At 41.7% G+C, this 22,741-nt stretch carries 20 protein-coding genes and 2 tRNA genes; all 22 read right to left on the bottom strand.

Annotated features, from left to right (window positions below; genetic code table 11):
* Nucleotides 1-95: 95 nt before the first annotated feature.
* Nucleotides 96-2,681 carry an alpha-mannosidase gene (locus IGI89_RS09500; protein WP_438735571.1) on the bottom strand — a complete coding sequence of 862 codons (2,586 nt, stop codon included), beginning with the start codon at nt 2,679-2,681 and terminating at the stop codon, nt 96-98.
* A 2-nt stretch (nt 2,682-2,683) separates the two neighbouring features.
* Complete coding sequence (locus tag IGI89_RS09495; protein ID WP_438735570.1) at nt 2,684-3,820, bottom strand: PTS fructose transporter subunit IIC; 1,137 nt, start codon at nt 3,818-3,820, stop codon at nt 2,684-2,686.
* Complete coding sequence (locus tag IGI89_RS09490; protein ID WP_005234408.1) at nt 3,810-4,127, bottom strand: PTS fructose transporter subunit IIB; 318 nt, start codon at nt 4,125-4,127, stop codon at nt 3,810-3,812. The genes IGI89_RS09495 and IGI89_RS09490 overlap by 11 nt, the downstream gene beginning before the upstream one ends.
* A 23-nt stretch (nt 4,128-4,150) precedes the next feature.
* Nucleotides 4,151-4,600, bottom strand: a complete 450-nt coding sequence (locus IGI89_RS09485) for a PTS sugar transporter subunit IIA (protein WP_016619740.1) — start codon at nt 4,598-4,600, stop codon at nt 4,151-4,153.
* Nucleotide 4,601: 1 nt separating this feature from the next.
* On the bottom strand, nt 4,602-6,506 hold the full coding sequence (locus tag IGI89_RS09480) for a BglG family transcription antiterminator (protein ID WP_144330407.1): 1,905 nt from the start codon (nt 6,504-6,506) through the stop codon (nt 4,602-4,604).
* A 303-nt stretch (nt 6,507-6,809) separates the two neighbouring features.
* Nucleotides 6,810-8,639 carry a lantibiotic ABC transporter permease gene (locus IGI89_RS09475; protein WP_144330406.1) on the bottom strand — a complete coding sequence of 610 codons (1,830 nt, stop codon included), beginning with the start codon at nt 8,637-8,639 and terminating at the stop codon, nt 6,810-6,812.
* Nucleotides 8,614-10,878 (bottom strand): glycosyltransferase family 2 protein, encoded by a 2,265-nt coding sequence (locus IGI89_RS09470; protein ID WP_144330405.1) that lies wholly within the window; start codon nt 10,876-10,878, stop codon nt 8,614-8,616. The genes IGI89_RS09475 and IGI89_RS09470 overlap by 26 nt, the downstream gene beginning before the upstream one ends.
* Entirely contained in the window at nt 10,875-11,915 is a 1,041-nt protein-coding gene (locus IGI89_RS09465) for a bifunctional glycosyltransferase family 2/GtrA family protein (RefSeq protein ID WP_005225347.1), read from the bottom strand. The genes IGI89_RS09470 and IGI89_RS09465 overlap by 4 nt, the downstream gene beginning before the upstream one ends.
* 60 nt (nt 11,916-11,975) lie before the next feature.
* Entirely contained in the window at nt 11,976-13,028 is a 1,053-nt protein-coding gene (locus IGI89_RS09460) for a GGDEF domain-containing protein (RefSeq protein WP_005234402.1), read from the bottom strand.
* Between the two features lie 332 nt (nt 13,029-13,360).
* The gene (locus IGI89_RS09455) at nt 13,361-14,470 is read right to left on the bottom strand and encodes a GGDEF domain-containing protein (RefSeq protein ID WP_313151540.1); all 1,110 of its coding nucleotides are present in this window, start codon (nt 14,468-14,470) and stop codon (nt 13,361-13,363) included.
* A gap of 4 nt (nt 14,471-14,474) precedes the next feature.
* The gene (locus IGI89_RS09450) at nt 14,475-15,182 is read right to left on the bottom strand and encodes an EAL domain-containing protein (RefSeq protein WP_005234399.1); all 708 of its coding nucleotides are present in this window, start codon (nt 15,180-15,182) and stop codon (nt 14,475-14,477) included.
* A 110-nt stretch (nt 15,183-15,292) separates the two neighbouring features.
* Entirely contained in the window at nt 15,293-15,475 is a 183-nt protein-coding gene (locus tag IGI89_RS09445) for a hypothetical protein (protein ID WP_086297747.1), read from the bottom strand.
* A 103-nt stretch (nt 15,476-15,578) separates the two neighbouring features.
* Nucleotides 15,579-15,650, bottom strand: a tRNA-Gln gene (locus IGI89_RS09440).
* A gap of 4 nt (nt 15,651-15,654) precedes the next feature.
* Nucleotides 15,655-15,738, bottom strand: a tRNA-Tyr gene (locus tag IGI89_RS09435).
* An 85-nt stretch (nt 15,739-15,823) separates the two neighbouring features.
* On the bottom strand, nt 15,824-16,057 hold the full coding sequence (locus IGI89_RS09430; protein WP_005228752.1) for a DUF2969 domain-containing protein: 234 nt from the start codon (nt 16,055-16,057) through the stop codon (nt 15,824-15,826).
* 122 nt (nt 16,058-16,179) lie between these two features.
* Nucleotides 16,180-16,827, bottom strand: coding sequence for a CBS and ACT domain-containing protein (locus tag IGI89_RS09425; protein WP_142437615.1), 648 nt, complete (start codon nt 16,825-16,827; stop codon nt 16,180-16,182).
* 3 nt (nt 16,828-16,830) lie between these two features.
* Nucleotides 16,831-17,532: an ABC transporter ATP-binding protein gene (locus IGI89_RS09420; protein WP_005234392.1), complete on the bottom strand. Its 702-nt coding sequence runs from the start codon at nt 17,530-17,532 to the stop codon at nt 16,831-16,833.
* The gene (locus IGI89_RS09415) at nt 17,532-18,308 is read right to left on the bottom strand and encodes an ABC transporter ATP-binding protein (RefSeq protein ID WP_008380898.1); all 777 of its coding nucleotides are present in this window, start codon (nt 18,306-18,308) and stop codon (nt 17,532-17,534) included. Before IGI89_RS09415 ends, IGI89_RS09420 begins: the two co-directional genes overlap by 1 nt.
* Nucleotides 18,289-19,266, bottom strand: a complete 978-nt coding sequence (locus IGI89_RS09410) for a branched-chain amino acid ABC transporter permease (protein ID WP_005228744.1) — start codon at nt 19,264-19,266, stop codon at nt 18,289-18,291. Before IGI89_RS09410 ends, IGI89_RS09415 begins: the two co-directional genes overlap by 20 nt.
* Before the next feature lie 9 nt (nt 19,267-19,275).
* Nucleotides 19,276-20,154, bottom strand: a complete 879-nt coding sequence (locus tag IGI89_RS09405; protein ID WP_008380893.1) for a branched-chain amino acid ABC transporter permease — start codon at nt 20,152-20,154, stop codon at nt 19,276-19,278.
* Between the two features lie 108 nt (nt 20,155-20,262).
* Complete coding sequence (locus tag IGI89_RS09400; RefSeq protein WP_008380891.1) at nt 20,263-21,450, bottom strand: ABC transporter substrate-binding protein; 1,188 nt, start codon at nt 21,448-21,450, stop codon at nt 20,263-20,265.
* A gap of 284 nt (nt 21,451-21,734) precedes the next feature.
* Nucleotides 21,735-22,616, bottom strand: a complete 882-nt coding sequence (locus IGI89_RS09395) for an ROK family protein (protein WP_005234383.1) — start codon at nt 22,614-22,616, stop codon at nt 21,735-21,737.
* Between the last annotated feature and the right edge of the window lie 125 nt (nt 22,617-22,741).

The raw sequence follows: 22,741 nt of genomic DNA, 5'->3' as shown, positions 1-22,741 counted from the left end.
CTTCTAAGTATTGTAAAAAAGCGAGAACACAAAATCTTGTAGAGGAAAACGTTACAGAAGCAATTCCTTCTCGACAAATTTTGTGTTCTTTATTCCTAGTTTTTAGTTAATAAATAGGTTGCTACTCCATAAGCGTGGATGATATGATCCGCTTCAAGCGGTTCTTCTAAGGCATTGATTCGCTGATATTCGTACCCATTAAATAATTTTTTGGGCTCAAGAGGACGTTCTTTGTTCGTTGGATTGACGAAACGGACAACGATTCCCTCAGAGTAATACGCATTATGGAGCGCACTGACTCCCACACCTGGTTCTAAGCTGCAAGACAACAAAGAAAGAGACATGTCGGTCAGAGATAATGGATCAATGCGCTTTTGAATTTTATTGTCTATACGATAAATAAAGTAATTCAAATCTTGCAATTGATAAGAAATCGATGGCTGTTCTTTAACAGTTTTCCAAGTAGCCAACAACTCTTCAGAAATAGCTGTTGATGCGACCCTTAGGGAAAAATCGAAGACCATCTCATAGTTTTCCATTTGAGCAAGAGGTGTTTCCATCATAATATGTCCCTTTTTGGTTGTATCGCCAGAAGCACGACCTGGTCGATACAACAAATCTGGTTTTCCTAGAGAGTCGGTTGTAGCTACTACCGTTACATATAAGGAGTCATCGATATATTCATACTCTTTGCTCTGCTCGCTATAGAAAACGAGGGCGTTCTCTTGATCATAAACAACCACTTGTTTTTCAAATGGTTCAATATTGACAGGTTTTTCTGCATATTTTTCTTGCCAATTTTCCAGTGTTTGATTTCTTTTTTCAAGATAGCCAAATTGAATGGCCGCAACCGCTCTTTCTATCGGCTTGTTTAATCGAGCTTTCACTCGAATCCGATGATTTAAAAGCGTATTTTTAAAACGTAGCTTTGCGTTTACCTCACCATTTTTTGTCAGTTGGAGGGTCAATGTATAATCGAATGTTTTGGTGGCGATTCCTTTCATCCGTTCTTCGATCGTATACGGTAGCTGTAAACTTCCTTCCAAAGCCAATGTTTCTTGCTTCCCATTGCAGCTGGCAAAACGAAGCGTGATCGGTTGATCATTCAAAATAGGCGAATAGTCATACGTATCACCGGCATTACTATCATCGATGATCGACAAGAAATCCACGATCTGTTGTTTTCCATCTGAATAAATCAGGTGGCCGTCTTCAAAGGAAAGCATGTATTTTCCATTTCTAATCCATGTGTTTTGATCTAAAGACGATTCGGGAGTTGTCTCTTGCTCTTCAAATGTAAGGACTTGATAACCAAGGCCTGAAAAGGCACAGGTCACTTGAACGGTTAACAGATAATACCCCTCTTCTTCAATAAAACGGTTGCCAGCCGGAGTTTCTTCCATAATATTTTTCCTGCTTGGGATATACACTGCTTCAAGTACAGATGAATCAGCTCCAATAACCTTGATATTGTTGGTTCTGGATACGATCTTAACGAATTTCTCTCCTTGAAATGGCACTGGTGTTGGATGAAGAATCAGAAATTGGTTGGCTTGTAAAGCGAGTCCTTCACTGATTCTTTTTAAAATCAAATTTTCAATGCTCTCACAAATCTCACTGATTTCTTTTACCCGATGACTGATATCTTGTGCAACACTATCTGATACACAGCCTGCCAAACTATCATGGGCTTGACATTCAAATAACTTTTTCCAAGCTTTCATTAGCAAGCGATTGCTTAATTCGATCCCTAAATCTTTCGCAATAACTAACATTGGTTCAATTTCTAAAACTAATTTGTTTTCTAATCGAAAAATCTCACGTTTCAGATCCATTCGTACAGAACCAATCGTTTTGTGAACCCGTGCAAAAACCGGTGCACGAAACTCTCCTTGATAAACTTCCAGTTCTTTTTGACGGACGATCTCCATAAATGCTGGATAGGTGCTCAATTGATACTTGTATTTTCCAAGCTGATTGATTTTCGTTAGTTTTTCTTCTATGGCAGAAACAATGCCTAACTGATCATTTCCAGTTGGAATCAAAATTTCAGGTTCATTCGCGTAGCTCTTAATAAAATCAACACCTCTATCGAGTCTGCCATCTACATAACTGCTCGTTGGCTCCAATTGCTGCTGTGCACCATATCCTTGAGGAAAATTCACCGCATACAGTGAACCTCGCCCACTTAAACTCGTCCATTTAAAGTAAGGGGATTTGACCTGTTCCCCTAAATCGATGCCTCGCCAAAAGATAATGTTATCAAGTCCAACTTCGTTCAATATGGTTGGCATTTGAGCATTAAAACCAAATGTATCTGGCAAATAACCGATCGGCATATAGCTGCCATATTTTTTGCTATCAAATATACCAATCATGGCATTTCGAATGATGGACTCACCAGAAGCGAAAAAGGCATCTGTTTGGGTGTACCAAGGCCCGATGAACAATTGACCATTGGCGATCAACTCTTTGACCTCAGTCAAGCGCTCAGGATAGAGTTCTAAATAATCGTCCAGAATAGACAGTTGTCCATCTAGCACGAAAGATGCAGTCGGTTGCCTCTTTAGTTCTTTTAGTACATCACTAAATAATTGGTCACTCAAAACGACACAGTCCATCGAAGTAAAATACCATTCACGATCCCAATGGGTGTGGTTTACTATGTGTACATTTGTCATAGCTATGCTTCCCACTGCTCTTCCCAAGCCGCTTCGTCAAACTCTTCCATCGTGGCATCTGTTTCTTTCCCCGCATCTTTTGAACGTAGCAAGCTTGTACAAATCGCAATGAATAATGAGCCAGTAGCAATCGATAAAACATACAGTGGCCATTTTTCTACGGTGAACCAACCATAAAAACCAGAGATTGGCACTGTATTGACAGCTCCTAGACCTACAGCCATTGCAGAACCAACCGCTGAACCAATCATATTCACTGGGATCACTTTTAGTGGATTTTCCACCGCAAATGGGATCGCTCCTTCTGAAATACCTACTAGTCCCATAATGATCGACGATTTTCCTGCTTCTTTTAGTTCGTTATTGTATTTATTCTTTGCAAAAACAGTCGCTAATCCTAAACCAATTGGCGGAATGATAATCGCCACTTGTGCTGCAGTGTTTGGTGCATAAACGTTACTTGTCAATAAAGCCATCGCGGTTGTCACAGCTGCCTTATTTACTGGCCCTCCAAGATCAAATCCAACCATTGCCCCTACAACTGCCGCCATCACGACCGCATTTCCGCCACTCAATCCGTTCAACCATGACTCTAAGCCCACATTGATAGCTGCAAATGGTGTACCGATCACATAGTTCACAAGTAGGACAGTGACTAAAGTACCTAAAACAGGAACTAAGAACACTGGAACTACCGATGCCATCGATTTTGGCAGTTTGATATGGTTTTTGATCCACAAGCAGATGTACCCAGCGATCAACCCTGAAACAATTGCGCCTAAGAAGCCTGCGTTAATGTCTTTTACTAACATACCTCCAACAAGACCAGGGGCAATCCCTAGCTTATCGGAAATCGAATAAGCAATAAATGCCGATATTACGGGAAACATCAGTCCTAACGCAATGCCACCGAATCCATCTAAACTATGGAGTAATCGGATAATCGTATTCGCACTTTCTCCATGAGAGGCGTCCCAAATATCAACAATCCCAAATATTGATCCACCTACTCGAGAAATCGCCATGATAACTGCTCCGGCAATCACTAGAGGAATCATATAAGATATTCCTGTTAAAACATGATTTTTCATTTCACTTGCCAACTTTTTCATCTGATTTTCCTCCTCTTTATTGATCAATCAGCTTTAATGCATCTTCAATTACTTTTTCTGCGTTTTTTATAGGGGCTGCTACCGGGACTTTGAGAATCATTTTGCCATTGAAACGCTCCTCATTTCTCACTTTCGTATCAACGGCAAAAATCACGACTTCCCCAATTTGACAATCCCGCTCGTTCAATTCATTTTCGATACCTGTTGCTCCTTGTGTCTCAACCTTGATTAAATCGCCACGTTTCGCTGCTGCTTTTTTTAGCGCCTGTGCCGCCATAAAGGTATGAGCAACTCCTGTGGCACACGCCGTTACTGCAATAATTTTTCTCTTCATTCGTCTTTCCCCTTTTCTCCATTTTATTCGCTTAATAATTTCGCGATAATCTCTTTATCTGTTTCGCTTTTCAGCGCTTCTGTGATGTCTTCATCCATCAATTTCATGGCAATTTCTGATAAAATCCGTAAATGGGTGTCTCCTTGATGTTCTTCAGGAATAGCAAGCATAATCACAACCGATACCGGTTCATCATCTAAAGATTGCCATTCTAATGGTGCCTTTAACCGAGCAAAAACGATTGCGGGTTCAGAAACTGCACGACTTTTTCCATGAGGGATAGCTATATTATTGCCTATTCCTGTGGTCGAGTGATCTTCTCTTTCCATGACTGATTGAACATACTCATTTTCGGATTGAACGATTCCTTCAATTACTAATATTTTTGCTAATTGACGGACCACTTCTTCTTTAGTGGTTGCCTCTAGACCAAGAACAATATGTTCAAAAGGTAGTAGTGTTTCTATATTCATTTTATGTTCCCCCTTGTAAATACTTTTTTAATTCATCTTTCGTCCCTTTAAGGAGGAAGGTTCGTTCATCTGATTCCATCACATTAAGCATCGTGTCATAGATTTCCTCAAGGTCTTGTACAGTTTCATCCTTGATACAGATGAAAAAGACATATTTCACCTTTGTTTCTCCCCAGTGGATCTCATTATTAAGACGTAAAAATACAATCGCTGATTTTTTCACGTATTCTGGCGTCCCATGAGGCGTTGCGAATCGTCCAAAAGAAGTAAAGGAAAGCTGTTCCCTTTTTAGGGAAGAATCAATCATTTCCTCGATCACATACCCACGAGTAACCAACTGCTCTCCAATAAATGTAATCACCTCTTGATAATTTTCAAAATGATGATCTAAAAAAATCAAGTCCTCGTGAATCAGTTTCGCAAACTGACTGAAAGAACCATTTTGCTTTTCTTCGACATTTTTTAAAAAGGTTTCTATTTTTCGCTGCTCATCTTTATTCAGTACAGGAGAAACATGGATTGTTGGAATCGAATCGATTTTTAAATCCACTGTCGATAAAATCAAGTCCTCATAAATATTGGTCTGAATCAACTCTTGAATAGAAAGAATTCTGGAAATATCGATTTGCTCATAATTTCTCCGAATGCGAGCAGCTAATAGCTGTGAAGTGCCTTTCCCACTGCTACAAACTAATAAGACACTCACTTTCTGCGGTTGTTTTTCTTCTCGCTGTTCTTTCATCACTTGGATGTGTACGGCCAGAAAAGCAACCTCATCTTCGGGGATCGAAATCGAAAACTGCCAATTTAAGGCATGAGCTAATCGAAGCGCTTCCTCAAAAGACAAAGGGAAATTCTTCTTCACATCATTTAGAAACGGGTTATGAATGACTAATCCTTTTTGAATGCGATAAATAGCTTCTTTGATATGTGATACCAATCCTAACAAAAGACTTTCATTGCGTAGGGAGATCGTCTCATGAATCAATTTTCGTATCGTTTCATCAAGCAAATCATCGGAGTCATTCTTCTTCATCAACGAATCCCCATAGATATGAAGCGAAATATAATGAACTTCCGAAACTGGCAACGACAGAGAAAACGTTTCTTCTATTGATGCGATAAATCGATAAAAAGCTCTATTCTCCATCAAAGGATGGCTTCTTTCTTCGAAAGTCAGATAATTCTTCTCTTTGACCCGATCAATCATGATGATTAGATGAAGCAATAGTGAGTGATAGGCAGCATCATTAAGCGTAATTTGTTCTTTTTTCAAATACTCTTGTAAGAGCGTATCAACTAAAGAAATTTTTGTCAGGTCAATAAAATCATTAACAAACTGAGGAATTCCTTGAATCGAATGCAAATAGCGTTGCTGCTCTTGTGTTATTTTCCAATTTCCACCCCAGAAATAGTAGATCAAATCAAATGCTAAACGACGTTTTTCTTGTTCTGATAAATTCAAAAAGGAACCCTTCCCCGGTAAAACTTCAATCGTAACGTTAAAATGACGAAAGATCTCGCTTACCTGCCCCATGTCATTTTCTAAAGTTGATTTACTGATGTAGAGTGCATCTTGCAGTTGTTGACGCGTAAAATACGTTTTTTGTTTCAGTATTTCAAAGCAAAGAAACTGAATACGATCTTTTTTGCTCGTCGGTAAGTTTGATTCCTCGTTCCCATCAAGATACTTTAGAATTTCAGCTGAATCGCCATCAAGAAATACACCTACTCTAGGTTTGCGAACAAGCCTTATTGCTGTTTCCTGCAAAAATTCATCAATTCTCTTTAGCGATTGCGAAACTGTCTTTTGCGAAAGCGACATATGCAACCCAATTTTAGCAACCGTTGTTGGTCCATTCTCTAAGAGATATCGAATAATTGCTTTTTCCCGTTCACTGATCATGAAACTTTCACCTCGTCTACATTTCTAATGGTAGCTGTTTCTCAAAAAAATGAAAACACTTACTTTTACTGCATTGATTACAGTAAATCATAGGCACTGAAAATATTGCGCCGTTTTTTTATTCATGTGTACCCTTTCGTTTAATCCAGATTATTTACATATCCTTTGGTATTTTCATAGTATAGAGGATATTACTCAGTGGGAACAGAAAAAAAATACCAATGAACAAACGATACGTCTGTTTCATTGGTATTTTTACTATTGATTCTCTAATAAGGAGACGCGCTTGAGAAATTCCTTCATTTATTGCCCCAACACCTCCGCCACCGAATAAACACCAGGGGCAAAGGTCTTGCCTGTTAGCTTCTTCGTCATGGCATTAAAGGTGTAGTGTTCTTCTAAGATGACGACTTCATCGTATTGCTTTAATAGCGTGCGAAAATCTGCATCTGGTAAGAGGAAATTCTCTCGGCCATCGACATTGGGTGAAAACAAGTAATATTTGCCGACATAGCCAACTAAGTAGCTGTCTACTGCTTCTTTGTTGGTACTGACCACCAAATATTTTTTCTGGTTCAGGTCAAAGTGATCGCCAGTAACGGCTGAAACCTGTGCTGGAATCGAATCAGCATATTCACGGTTGGTATAACGCATGCCATTATTTTCTGAAAGGATCAGCAATGTCGCAAAAAATAGCAGAATCAAGGTGCTGTATTGATAGATTTTTTTTGTGGTCAAACTGGCAAAGCTACGGTAGTTTCGCCGATCGATCGCTTGTTCATGATACAAATGATCAATGCCTCGGACCATGAAAAAGGTCATTAAGCCAAGTGCTAAAATCACGATGCTTGAGGCATAGCGATCGAACCCTGCCAAAGACAGTGCTTCATCAGTGGGCATCGAGAACAAGAACATGGCATAGATTCCTAAATAATATCCCACAATGATACCATCGATCAACAGCAGTTCTTTTAAAAATGGATTGCGTTTTTTCATGATAAATCGGACAAATAGCCAACTGCCCAACAGGATGACCTGGATCAAGAGAATCCCTTGCGTGGAGATCGTCGCAATATCCGTGATGGTTTTGACAAAAACATCCGTAATCTGCTGCAGTATCTGCGAATCCTTTTCACCAAAAATCTGTTTATAAGCGGTCACGCTGACTTCATGCTTCGATTTTGGAAAATTCGCTTTGACATGCAAGTTCCAAAGAATCGCCGGCAGGACAGATAGCCCAATGGTAGCTAACCCTACAATCATCAATCCTAGTCGTTGTCGCCAACGAATCGAAGCTTGCCATAAGCAGACTAGTAAATAGCCGCCTAAAATCAGCAGAAAAAAGACAGCACTATTTTTGACCAAATCAAGAGAGGCGCCAATCAAAAGAAAGTAGCTGATTGAAGGCAGCACTTTGCCTTTTAAAGAAAATAACCCGGAGATGCCTGCCAAAGTTAAAACGGGAAGAATGAAGTCTACCAGCAAATTATTCATTCGAATCGCAATATTAAAATAATTGAATACGGCCATGCTGGTGAAGACCAAGACAAAAGCCAGCTTTCTTTTCGGATCACGAATAATCGCAAAAAAACTATACAGACTACAGAAAATCAAAATCAATTGACCAATCAGCAAGATATTCTCATGATAGCCAACGATGATTGCTGTATAAGTAACAAACAATGAGCTACCTAAAGGATAGGAAGTAAAACTGATGATGGCATCGGTTGCCGTTGGCAATTGTCCCTGCGTATAAAGGAATTTAACGATCGTCGCCCAATGAGAGAAGTTGTCATAGTGGGTCAAATGACTGTGAAGCAATGTTAAAACGAACAAAGCAAAATAGCCATAAAACCACAGCATGATGGGCTCTTGTAAACCCCACCGCACCTGATGGCACTCCTGCCAAAAACGCCAAACGCATAATAGTAAGCCAAGACCAAATAAAAACCAGGCCCCCCAGATCAACCATCCTTTGGGACCATATGCGACAAAGGAAAGAACGAGGATCGGCAAACAGCAGGCAGCGATCCAGCTAATGTATTTGGTAAAATGACAAACTCGTACAAAAAGATAGGCATAGCCAGCTAATGATAAACCAAATAGACTAAATCGCAGCAGGATCTCGATCATCGTCTGCCTCCTTTCTCAGCAAGCTGTCTACCCATTCTTGGAGGGCTACTGTGGAACGCAGCTCTGAAAGATTGCTTACTTGATATATCACTTGATTTTCTTTTGGCTGAAGCGTCGCTTTTTCAGCGTGAAGCACAAGATTACTGATCGGTAAGTTTAGATGGACCGGCATCTCGACCTCTTCTGCTTTTGCCAACGTGAACTGATCAAAACCAAATGTTGTGACCGCATAGGTTCCTTCATCAAAGTGCCATTTTTGATCAATGGTCAGTATGGGCACTCGTTGAGGCGGCAATGGCTTTTGTTTGGCTTGCAGCAGATGCTTACCGAGATTTTCAAAAAGACTGTCAAAGAAGGTCATCCACGGATCCCGCAGAACCGGCAGGCTTTGATTGAAGCCATCATAAATGATCTGCAGATAGGCTAAGTAATCTTTTTCTGTCAACTGGTTTAAAGCAACGCCATAGACCCAGCGATCTTTTCCAGAAAAGACGCGGACAATATTTCCAGTCATCTCTGCTTGGTAGCCATTACGGGTGATTTTAAAAGTCAGCGGCGCATCTGGCGGAAAATAAAGAGGAACGTCAGAAACGAAGGACAAGCCATTTTCTGAGATATTTTCTGTCATCAAAGAATAGCTGGCGTCTTGGTCGGAAACTTCAACAGGATAATGGGCTCTGAACCGTTCCGTCGTTCGATAAATCGGGCGACCGAGATAAAATAAGACCGCAAAGGTTAAGTTAAAGAAATGGGTCAGCAGCCAAAAGGTCAACACACTGCCGTAGAAAATCTCTGAGCCGAATTTGCCGTAATTAAACTTCACTAAGCCGATAATCGTCAAAATCAACAGCAACAAATGCGGCACCACAAACAACAAGTCTTTTTTAGACTGAGTTGCTGCTTTATTAGTCACCTTGAAGCGGGTCTCTTTGATGCCAATGGCTTGCAAAAAGACAGGAATCACTAGGTAAGGTGCAAAAATCGTTTCCTGGATCTCACCCCAACGCTGCGTTCGAATATCACTGCTCAAATCCTGCATCGCCAAATGCAAGAACGTATAGCTTGGCAGCCAAAACAGCAGCAAGACCCAAAAGTTTGTCTCTACGACCCTTACATTAAAGACGGTGTACAAAATCGGCGCGAAAATAAATAGTAGCCGTCGTAGAAACGACCACCAATACAAATAGCTGTTTAAGAAAACCATTTTTTGCGCCAAAGACAACGTCTTATTCTTAAAAAGATGGAGATTGTGGACACTTTGGACCACTCCTCTTCCCCAGCGAATCCGCTGCTTTAAGGCACTTGGGATATCAATTGGAGACAGACCGCTGGCCATTGGCTGCAGTGTTGATAAACTGCGATAACCTTGGCAATTGATCAAGGCGCCTAATTCAAAATCTTCCGTGATCGTGTCCGTCGGAAATCCGCCAGCGGCTTCGATCGCTTCTCGTGCAATCACCGTATTGGAACCTGTATAAATAGCGGTATCATGGGCGTTGTTCAAAACATTGACTTCTCTGGAAAAGAAGTCCTGCTCGTTAGGGATCGCCGCTTCTGAAAAAAGATTGTACTGAAAAAGATCCGCATTGTAAAAACTTTGCGGTGTTTGAACAAAGCCCAACGGTTTGATGGTCTGGTCATTGCGGCGTTCCTGCTGATTTGCCACAAAATATGGCACTGTTTCCAGTAAAAAATCTGAGTAAGGAATCATATCTGCATCAAAGGTCGCCACTAGCGGCGAATTGGTTTTTGATAATGCATGATTGAGATTGCCTGACTTGGCATGCTGATTGCCGATCAATCCGATATAGCCGATGCCAAATTTATCTGCCAGTGCTTTGACCTCTGGACGGTTGGTGTCATCTGACAAATAGATGTGAACTTTTTTTGGATCGGGGTATTTCATATGAACTGCTGCATTGACCGTTTTTAATAAAAGCGGCACTTCTTCATTATGAGTAGCAATCAACACATCGATCGCCGGATAGTCGGCTTCTGGCACGACCGGTTTTTCAAAGGGCTTTGCTTTGTTTTTGTTCCAAATCAACAGCAAGCCCGTAAAGTTCGATACGATCTCACTGCCCCAAAGCAGCAAACCAAACAGCAAGGCAAACCAAGACTCGTGCCATGGCAATGTATACAGCCCCCGCCATGATAAATAGATCAGCGAAAAGACAAACGCTAGAAAGTAAACGACTTTTTTCGCCCAAGGCAAACGTTTTTGTTCCACCTCAATCACTCCTTAAAGATGACATTTTTTTGCACATGGTAACTAAAGAAAAAGAGCAGGCAATCGACGCCTATTTTTAACAACACAGAATCCCCGATCGGCAGGATCAAATAGATCAGGTAGACGAGGAAAGAGGACAGCAAAATCTGTACGATCACCAATAAAAAATACTGCAGCATACTGTTCTTTGTCCGTTGACCAAAAACAAGCTCGCGATTGATGTAGTAATTGACGATCGCCGAAATCAAGCGGGCACCCAACGAAGCGATCACGATGGAGGACAGATCGATGACAGACAAGAAATGGATCAATAACGCATAGGCGATCACATCGACAAAAAAGGAGACCACAGATGAAAACAAATACTTCAAAAAGACGCTATAGATAGCGACGGAATCTGCCAAGACCCGAAAATGGGAAGAGGCATTTTCTTCAATATAGATGGTGGCGATCGGTTGCGAGAGAATCGGCCACCCCCGTTTCTGGGCTTCGATCAGCATCCGCGTTTCATATTCAAAGCGCTCACCTGAGATCGCCAACAAATCTGTCATGAATTTCCGAGGGAAAACCCTTAAGCCCGTCTGCGAATCCTCGATGGCAAGACCAGTCGCTAAACGTAGGATATTTCGGGTCAAAATGTTGCCGAACTTACTCCGCAAAGGCACTTCTTTGCCAAAGGATCGGGTCCCTAAAATAATACTGTCGGGATGGGCTTGGGCCTTTGCTAAGCAAGCCATCATATCGGTATACTCATGCTGCCCATCCGAATCAATGGTCACCATAAATTCAACAGCTGGCTGGTTTGTCAGCACTTCGGTGAGGGCGGTTTTGATGGCTGCGCCTTTTCCAAGATTCTTTGGATGGGTCAAAACCTGACAGCCAAACTGCTGTGCCAATGCTGAAAAGACAGGCTGATAAGCTGCCCCACTACCATCATCCACGACCAAAATCGGCAAGTGCTGGTTATGCAAACGAATTTTCTCCACCAGAGCCAGCAGTTTGTGGTCCGGTTCTAGCGAAGGAATCATGATTAAACTATTTTCCATATGCGCCCCTCATTTAAGGTAGTATTTTTGAAAATAAAAAAAGAAAAGAAGCCAACCCCATCAGTAAAGACAGAGTTGGTCGCGACCGCTGCGCTTGGCTCGATACAATGCTTGATCGGCACGTTCTTGCGTTTGCTGTAGCAACTCACCCCTTTGCCGTTGTGCGATCCCAATCGACAACGTGATGCTGACCGAATCACCGGCATCCAAGATGATTTCTTGGTAACGGATGCGCTTTTGAATTTTTTCAAGGAGATAAGCAGCAGCCTGTGCGTCTCCTTGGATCAAGATCGCAAACTCTTCCCCACCGATGCGATAGACCGGATTGCTCGCCGTACAGTAGGTCGAAAAAATACGAGCGATTTCTTGCAAAATCACATCCCCGGCACGGTGTCCGTAACGGTCATTGTAATTTTTGAAATGATCGATATCGATCAAAGCGATCGATAAGTCCACCTCGGTCGTATCTAGGCGTTGGCGGTCATCTTGAAACTTACGGAAGTTATTCAACTGCGTAAGATCATCGATTTTGACCAATGCCAAAATGCGCTGCATATCATTTACTATCGAGTAAAGGAAAAACGCCAACGTATAGGCGAGAATGCCATAAACTATATAAATTAGGGTCGTTTTTTGAATATCACCCGTCAAATAAAAACCAAAAAGAAAGGAGATAGCGATCAAGTAGGTTATTGATAGGAACAACTCTTGTTTGTCAGTAAATCGCCGTTTGGCCCAGGCATGCAGAAATGTCAGTGTCACCATCAAAAAAAACGTAAGATATAAGTTCAGCCAAGAAGATTTTGATACTTCAAACAAGAAACGCCCTAACGCTAGATTGACCATCGTCGGTACGGTCACCTTCCACCCCAGATATTTCATGGAAAAAGCGTAAAGTAAAAAGCGCAGGTCAAATCGCGTTTCGTATACGACGTAAGAGAAATTCATCATCAGCATCCCCACCACGGTTTCACAAGCAATCGCCGCTGCGATCTGTTTCGCTTTGAATGTCCCTTGACCTACGAAGCCATCACTGATTTTGAATAACAAATAAATATTGATGATAATTGCGCCTAAATTTGCGAGTGTATTGACAACCAGCGTATTTGCCATTTCCTGTGCTTCCTTTCTAAAAAAAAGAACCCTTACTTGCTGATTCGACGGGACAATTCCAGAGACATTTCATTGGAAAAGCGGACAAAGCATCAAGTAAGGATCACTATTTATTATTGACAGTTTTTATCACTCTTGATTTAGAATAATTTACCAGAAATTATACATAGTTTCAATCTTTTTGTTGATATGCGAAGATTCTCAAGATAAATAAAATAATCAAAATGTATATTTTGTAAATAAATAACATTATTTCTTTATTATTACTAACTTTTTGTGCATAAACATTTAATTCTTTGTGAATTTGTGTAAATTATTTTTCCATTATTTTTTTACGTCTCAGGCAAGGTGCACACCCGGTTTCGACCACTTTGTTTTGCGAGATAGAGTGCTTGATCGGCTCTTTCAACGGCTGCCAAGATATCCCCATGACAAACGGTGCTCGCTTCAACGCCGCAAGACAAAGACATCGTCCCTTTTTCAAAATTGGCGACAGGAAACATACTGCTGGAAATGGTTTGACACAGCGTCGTCATCGCAGCTACGGTCTGTTCTTTGACATCCCCTTCGATCACGACACAGAACTCTTCGCCGCCATAACGATAAAAGGAATAGGTCTCGGCAAAATGCGCCTCTAAAAAAGTAGTCGTCCGTGTGGCAAAGGTTCTCAACAGCTCATTTCCAGCGATATGACCATAACGGTCGTTGACCTTTTTGAAATGATCGAGATCGATCATGGCGATCGTCACAGTCTTTTTCTGTGAAACGGCTTGAAGCAGATCGTGGTTATAGGTCCCATAGTTGAAGCAGCCGGTCAACGCATCGATCTTACTATTCGCCAACTCTGCCAGTACTTGGTATTCTTGCCCCTCAATCAATCGATGCAACCACATGAAACTTCCTAGCAGCACGAAAGAACCAACAAATACTGCCAGCATCGCTTCCCAGTCATAGGTCGTCGTATGATGGACTAGCATCGAAAAACGCGGTGAGAGCAGGCAGGTCAAAAAATACATCATATAAAATTGCTGTTGCGGACGCAGCGACTTGATTTTTGATAAGAGAAAATCAAGGACAAAGACACCGACACCTAATAGCGGTAAATAAAAGGCTTTGCCAATGTCAGAAAAACCGACAAACAGTAAATAGAAAACGACCATACACGGCGTTATCAAAATCAAGATCTTGCCACGATCACCATAGAAAAAATGACTCGCAATAAAAGCAGTTGTGTATTGATAACAGATAAACCCAACTGAATTCATTGAAAAAGAAAGAATAAAATACAAATGCGTAAACGTCAGAATACCAATAATAAAATACTTAAATGGACGAGAAACCGATATTTTTTGCACACTTCGTACAAAAACATCTGCGGTCACCAGTAAACTGGCAATCATCAGCGGCAAACCAAACGCCAAAAGCACGCCTCGTTCTAACATTCCATCACAATCGCTCTCCTTTAGACCATAAATATCCTTGTTGCAAATGCACCCCCATCTCAAGCAACTGGACCATTTTTTCGCGGTTCTCGATCCCTTCAACGATCAGCTCAAGCTGATATTTTTGGGCAACCTTCAACCAACAAGCCAAAAAGCTGAAGCCAATCTCCTCATCAAGCTGAATAAACGGTAACAACGAAAATTTCAAACAATCAACGCTGGCAAGATTGGCAAAGACCAACGAGAGGGTATTTTGTCCGCAACCGATATCATCGACCGCAATCACATAACCATAAGCTTTAATTTTTGCAATGGCTACAGACAAATCAAATGACTCTTGCTGTATGCGTACGGGGTGTTCCGTCAATTCAATCTGCAACTGCGCCTTATAAACAGCCATCGTTTCAAAAAAGGACCACGTAGACTGCCACAGCAGCTGTTGTGGATGTATATTGACACTAAAGCGGGTTTCCGGCTTTTTTTTGCATAAACGCCGCAATTCCTTGGCATACCATCTCATCAATTGCTGATTGCCACTTTCAGTTTGAATCATTGTGCTGAATTCTTGCTGTGGAAATCGGTTGTTCTTCTCGCTACGTAGCAAGACTTCATAGCCATTCACCTCTTGCTGACTTAGCGATTTTACCTGCATGATTGGTTGACACAACAGATAAAGGCGGTCTGTGTTCTCCCAAGTCGTTTCATTTCCCATCTTCGTTAAGCCCCCATCTAGTAAAGTTATCACTTCCGAAAATCAGCAATATTCCTGTCATCGCTCGTTTCTCATGCTATAAAATGGTTCTCTCAAAGGAGCTGATTTGCCTAAGTATACCAAACAGAACCAAAAATGCCCAAATATTTTAAATTCTCTGAAAGAAATTTCTGTGAAAGAATCGACTGTGATTTTCCGTTCCACTCCATGCCTGTTTCATAGAAATGCCCCAAAGCAACCATTGCTTTTTTCAATTTCGTAGAAACTAGCTTGTTGAAAGTGGCTTCTTCCATATCAGTCTCCTGTTTCTTTAAGTACTTATAAAAAACACGATTCTTTTTAAATAACAAAAAAACAGCAAGAGTGCTTGCTGTTTTTTTCTACGTATCTCTTTGACTGGGGTAGCTGGATTCGAACCAACGCATGACGGAGTCAAAGTCCGTTGCCTTACCGCTTGGCTATACCCCAATAATGGTGGAGGAGAGTGGATTCGAACCACTGAACCCTAAGGAACGGATTTACAGTCCGTCGCGTTTAGCCACTTCGCTACTCCTCCAAAAGGTTTTTCTCAAACCTGACAATAGTTATAATACCGAAAAAGATAACAAATTGCAAGAGCAAAAAGTAAATTTTTCTAGAAATTATTCATGTAAATTCCATTGACGAATAATCATCTCGATGGCAGCTTCTAAGCTTCTGCTCGAACCTAGATCTTCATCCCCTAAAAAGCTTTGAAATTCTTTTGGTCCAGTTGTTAAAATCTCACCAATGCGTTTTTTTCCGATGAATAATTCATTGACGGTATAGTCTTTGCCATGAATGGCTTTTGTTGTTTCTTCAATACGTACTTCGATATCTTTATTTTTCTTAGACATGGTTGCACCTCTTTCTTTACAGCACCTTCCTATTTTAACAGAAAAGCAGCAAAAGAAAAAGAAAATCTCTTCTAGAAGTAAAAAAAGTAGCCAATCTTTACGATCAGCTACTTTTCCTTAGATCACTTCTGGTTCGTCAAGACAGCACTCGTCACGGTATAGCCTGCATCACTTAAAATTTTCTCGATTGCTGCGACTTGCCGTGATTCTACTTGGATCTCAACAACTGTTTTTAGTGCCATCCGATTTACCACAATCGTCAAAATACTCATTTGATGATCGGCAAGGAGTTTCGTCACGTCTGCTAAAACCCCCACATGATCATCCGTGATCTCGATCGATACTCGGGTTCCGCCATCGTGGTAGCCAGTGATTTTCAAAAAGGCATCGAAAATATCATTGTTGGTAATGATTCCCACTAGGTCATCATCATCCATGACTGGTAAAACCCCCACGTTCTCACTACGCATGACGGAAATGGCGTCCTCTAATAGTGCATCTGGTTCAATCGTAGTCACTTTTTTCAACATGATATCAGCGACTGTCGTTTTATTTAAGAGATAGTTCATTTCATAAACACTTAAACTTGTCGCTTTTGAGGGGGTTGCTTCAGCGATCGTTCCTTCCGTGATCAACCCTACTAATTTGCCATCATCAACGACAGGTAGACGATGGATATCGTGCTGCTTCATCACATCTATTGCATCAAAGATCGGTGTTTGTGAATCGACGGTGATGACCGTCTTCGTCATAAAATCACTTACGCTCATTATTTAACCTCCTAGATACGCTTTTCTTACTTCATCGCTTGCTAGTAATTCTTCTCCGGTACCTTCTAAAACGATTTTCCCGGTTTCTAATACATAGCCGCGATCAGCAATCGATAAAGCCATTTTCGCATTTTGTTCGATCAGCAGCACAGTCGTTCCTTGCTGCTTGATTTCTTGAATGATGGAAAAAATTTCTTTGATAAAAATTGGCGCCAAGCCCATCGATGGCTCATCCAGCAAAAGCAAGCGCGGTTTTGACATCAATGCCCGCCCCATTGCCAACATCTGCTGCTCACCGCCAGATAATGTCGACGCATCTTGCGAGAGGCGTTCTTTCAATACAGGAAACTTGCGGTAAACTTGTTCATAGTCTTCTTTGACACCACTGTCTTTACGCAAGAAGGCGCCCATCTCTAAGTTTTCTTGAACCGTCAAACCGGAAAAGACGTGCCGCCCTTCTGGCACCTGCGACAAGCCGTTTGCGACGATTTTTTGCGGTGCTTCTTTCTCAATTTGCTTTCCTTCAAAAGTGACGGAGCCTTTTGAAGGACGGATCAATCCAGAAATCGTCCGTAAAATCGTGGTTTTTCCGGCACCATTGGCACCAATCAGCGAAACGATCTCTCCTTGATTGACGTGGAAGGAAACATCATGAACTGCTTGGATCATGCCGTAGTGAACACTTAAATTTTGAATTTCCAGCATCAGATTTCCCCTCCTAGATAGGCTTCGATTACCCGTGGATTGTTTTTGATCTCTTCTGGTTCACCGTGGGCGATGACTTGCCCGTATTCCAGTACATAGATCCGTTCGCACACTTCCATGACCAAACTCATATCATGCTCGATCAAGAGGATCGTCAATTGAAAATCTTTTTGGATCTTATAGATCAGCTTTGTCAGTTCTGTTGTTTCCTGAGGATTCATCCCCGCTGCCGGCTCGTCAAGAAACAAAATTTTTGGCTCTGTAGCCAATGCGCGTACGATCTCTAAACGGCGTTGCTCGCCATAAGGCAAATTTTTCGCTAACGTTTGGCTTTTGCCATCCATATCAAAGATCCGTAACAGCTCTAAGGCTTTTTTCTTCATGGATTCTTCGTTTTTGTAATACTTTGGCAAACGCAAGATGCTCGTCAGTAGTCCTTCTTTATGCTTACTGTTCATAGCGATCAAGACGTTATCCATTACGGTCAAGTTTTTAAACAAGCGAATATTTTGGAAGGTTCTTGAAAGGCCTAAATCCGCGATTTTATAAGGCTTCACGCCATTTAAACGTTTTGGCTTACCTTGGGTCTCAAAAAGCACTTCGCCTTCACTAGGCTCATAAACACCTGTCAGGAGGTTAAAGAGCGTTGTCTTGCCGGCACCGTTTGGTCCAATCAACCCGACCAGCTCATTGGTATCTAGATGGAGGTCTACATGAGAAACAGCAGCTAAACCACCGAAGTTTTTCGTTAAGCTTTTAACTTCTAATAGAGGCATCGTTGTCATCCCCCTTTTTTCTAAATTTGTCCAACAGTCCTTTTACGGAGAATTCCCAGGTCCCTAAAAGTCCGCTTGGTTTAAAGATCATGATGATGATCAAAGCCAATGCATAAATGATCATGCGCAAATCAGAGAAGCCTTGCAAGTACATGTTTAAGATTCCTAGCACTACTGCCGAAACAACCGCTCCTGTGGTACTCCCAAGCCCTCCAAAAACGACGATGATCAACACATCGATCGATTTCATAAAACCGTAATCTCGTGGAAAAACCGACTGCTGATAGCTGGCATAAAGGGTACCAGCAATGCTTGCCATCACTGCCCCCATCACAAACGCAATTACCTTGTATTTCGTTGTGTTGACCCCCATCGATTCTGCAGCGATCTCATCTTCCCGAATCGCTAAAGTCGCTCTGCCTGGTCCGCTATGGATAAAGTTTGAAACGACAAGAATCGATAGAACGGCAAAGAGAAAGACGATCTGCCAATTACTGAATTGGGGCAATCCGAAAATTCCAGCAGGACCATTGGTCAAGCCTCGTAGGTTCACCAACAAGATCCGAATGATCTCTGCCACACCTAGGGTAGCGATCGCTAGATAGTCGCCTTTTAAACGGAGGGTCGGAATCCCAACCACTAATGCGACTGCACCTGAAACCAGCATCCCCACTAGTAAACCAGTTAAAAAGCCGCCAAAGGTTGGATTGCTTGCCGACAGGATCGCGCCAGCATAAGCACCGATTGCCATAAACCCAGCATGTCCTAAGGAGAATTGCCCTGAAAAGCCGATGATTAGATTCAAACTGACTGCCAAGATGATATTGATTCCGATATTGACGATGATCGCATCAGAGAACAAATTAATCATTCCGCCATTGTAGGCTGCAAATAATCCAAAATAAAGAATAGCTGCCAGAGCGAGCCAGATTAAGTTGTAACGTAAATTCTTTTTCATTTCTGCCACCTACACTTTCTCTTTGATATTTTTGCCGAGGATCCCAGCTGGACGAACCAACAATATAATTATTAAAATGACATACACTAAAGCATCCTTGTAATCAGAAAAACCAAGCGCTGTCGCTGCTGTCTCCACTAAACCGATCACAAAGCCGCCTAAAGCTGCACCAGGAATGATCCCGATCCCGCCGAGAACCGCCGCAACAAAAGACTTCAGACCAGGAACGACCCCCATTGATGGATCAATGGAATTATAATACAAACCGATCAGCATCCCGCCAGCTGCAGCTAAAGCCGAGCCTAAGGCAAAGGTAAAGGAAATCGTTCGATTAACATTGATCCCCATCAAACGCGCTGCATCTGCATCAACACTTACTGCACGCATCGCTTTTCCCATACGGGTCTTTTTCACGATCAATTGCAAGAGAATCATTAAGGTAACCGAAACAGCCAAAATCAATAACTGGACATTACTTACTTGAACAAACCCGATGGAATAGGTTTTTCGTTCGATTGCTTGCGGAAACGGGCGCACATTGGCAGAAAAGAAAAAGATCATGACATTTTGCAAAAAATAAGAAACCCCGATTGCCGTAATCAATGCCGAAATTCGCGTGGAATTTCTCAAAGGACGATAGGCTAAAAATTCAATCGTTACCCCAAGTGCTGCACTGGCGATCATCGAAATGAATAACGCTGGGAAAAAGCCCAATTGCCATTGATTGATCAAAAAGTAACCGATAAAACTACCAATCATATAAACTTCTCCGTGGGCGAAGTTGATCAGCTTGATGATGCCATACACCATCGTATAACCCAACGCTAACAAGGCGTAGATACTGCCTAGAAACAAGCCGTTGATCAATTGTTGGATCATCATTTCCATATACTCACTTCCAATATCATTTATTATGGTTCTTCTCATTAGAGAAAAGAAACTGAGACAAACACATCAGGTCTGTCCCAGTTTTCACTGCCAAACAACTACAGGTTTTTAAGGTTCCACAGTGTCTGCGGAGGTTTCCTTCCCGTCAGTCAATCCTAAAACAACTGCTGATTTCTCAGGGTTATGATTTTCATCCATTGTGATTTCACCTGTCACGCCGACAAAGTCTTTCAGTTCAGACAAACCAGCTGCAATTGCCAATGAATCTGCTGAGTTTTGATCTTCGATTGCTTGTTTGATCATGTAAACTGCATCATAGGCTAACGCATTAAAAGCAGAAGGTTCTTTGCCATACTTTTCATTGAAAGCTGCCACAAACGGCTCAACTTTGTCGTTTGCTGGTGCTTTGGTAGAGAAGTGACCGGTATAGTAAACATTGCTGACATTTTCTGCACCAGCTGTTTGAACCATTTTTTCATCACCGAATCCATCGGCACCAATGATTGCTTGATCAATTCCTAATTCTCGCGCTTGCTTGATGATCAAACCAGCTTCTGTGTAGTAGCCTGGAATGAACAAGACATCGAAGTCGACATCTTTGATTCTTGTAAGAACTGCTTGGAAATCTTTGTCGCCTTCAGTAAAGTTATCTTCTAAGACAATTTCGCCTGGGTAACTTTCTTTAAATGCTTCCGTCAATCCAATTGCGTAATCACTTGAGTTGTCTCCCAAGATCACGGCTTTTGATGCATCCAAATTTTCAGCCGCATATTTCGCTAAGATCGTTCCTTGGAAGCTATCTTGGAAACAAGAACGGAAGGCAAATTCTTGCACTTTCCCACTAGTATAAGTAATCGCATCGTCAGTACCTGAAGGTGTAACCATTGGTACTTGTGCTCTGGTCACGTTAGGCAAAGCCGCTTTCGTAGCACCAGAAGTTGCTGGACCAATGATGGCTACAACTTTATCATTTGTAGCTAAGTTGGCTGCTACCGTTGCAGCTTCATTGTTATCTGATTTGTTATCTTTCGAAATAATTTCAATTTGTTTTCCAAGAATACCGCCGGCAGCATTGATTTCTTCTACTGCTAAGTCGATTCCTTCTTTTTCAGCCGTCCCATAAGCAGCTACGGCTCCTGACAACTCTAAGTTGGTTCCGATCTTGATGGTATCTCCCTCTTGTTTATTGCCACCTTCAGCAGCCCCGCTGCCATCCGTTGATCCACCTGTTGGTCCAGCGCTACATGCTGTCAACAAAAACAAACTCGCAAACAAAAACGCAAATTTCTTTTTCATAATTTTCCTCTCCTTCACTTCCCCTGAATATGTTATCCAATATACTGAAAAATCTGGAAAATGTCAACGAATTATCAGAATATTTCACCTATTCAGAATTTATTTTTTTTACTAGGAAAAAATGGTGTTTTTAAAACACTGTTCCATCAATAATGGAATCGCTTTTCATTTTTTTGAACAAAAAGAAAAGCAAGCAAAGTTTTTTTTCCTTTGCTTACTTTTTGATCGTTTCGAATTGCTTCATTTTTTGTCAAAAGGACGTTTGAAAACATTACATCAAGATGTTAGCGGCTATTTCGTGGATACAATGCTTGAAAATTGGCTGCCGCCCCAACTAGATTGGCATCGTTGCGATAGTCACATAGCTTGATCAGTGGGACAAAATCATTTAAAGCTTGATCTGCCAACATTTTTTTCAACCGTTGATTCACTTCTTCTAACAAGCCATTTTTGGCACTGACACCGCCACCGATAATGATCACTTCAGGATCAAAAGCAAATTGAATACTGAATAGTCCTTGCGCTAAATAGCGGTAAAATTTATTGACTTCCTCGATCGCAATGGCATCCCCATCTTCTGCACGTTGAAAGACCTCTTCGCCGGTAATTGTGGTTCGATCTACACCAATTCGATCACAATAACGCCAAGCCATCTGAACCGCTGTCCCTAGTTGCGAAAATGTTTTGCCTTGATCCAAAATCATCAACCCAAATTCACCGCCGTATAAATGTGCCCCACGGACTAGCTCACCATTTTGAAACAGGGTACCGCCAACGCCTGTTCCGATCACAACGAAAGCTGCTTGCTGATACTCTTTGCCCGCTCCTTGATAGAATTCAGCCATCCCAGCGCAATTAGCATCATTTTCGATGGTTACTGGTACCCCAAACACTCCTTCGAGTTCAGAGTAGATGTCAAACCCATGGATATAAGGAATCGCACTGATACCGTCGATTCGACGTTCTTGGGCATTGACTGCACCTGGAGCACTGATCCCGACCCCTTCGATCTCTTCGTTTACGCTTGCTCTTACTTGCTGCAACTGGGCTTTCATTTCTTGCCACGTGCTTGGTGTAGTAAATTTGCCTTTACTCACCAAAGAATCCTGTGCCCAGACGCCATATTTTACTGCTGAACCACCCATATCAAAGACTAAAATCGCCATTTTTTTCCCTCAATCCTTTATTATTCTGATACTATCTATTTTACCGTAAGTCCCCACTTGAAGAAAGCGATTTCCGAGAACAATAAAAAAAACAGCCTAAAATCGCCATAGACTGTCTCTATGGG

This window comes from Enterococcus sp. AZ141 (assembly GCF_051714385.1).
GTDB classification, from domain to species: domain Bacteria; phylum Bacillota; class Bacilli; order Lactobacillales; family Enterococcaceae; genus Enterococcus_D; species Enterococcus_D entomosocium.
Note: the sequence above shows the minus strand (reverse complement) of the source record. Positions and strands in the feature narration are given on the sequence as shown.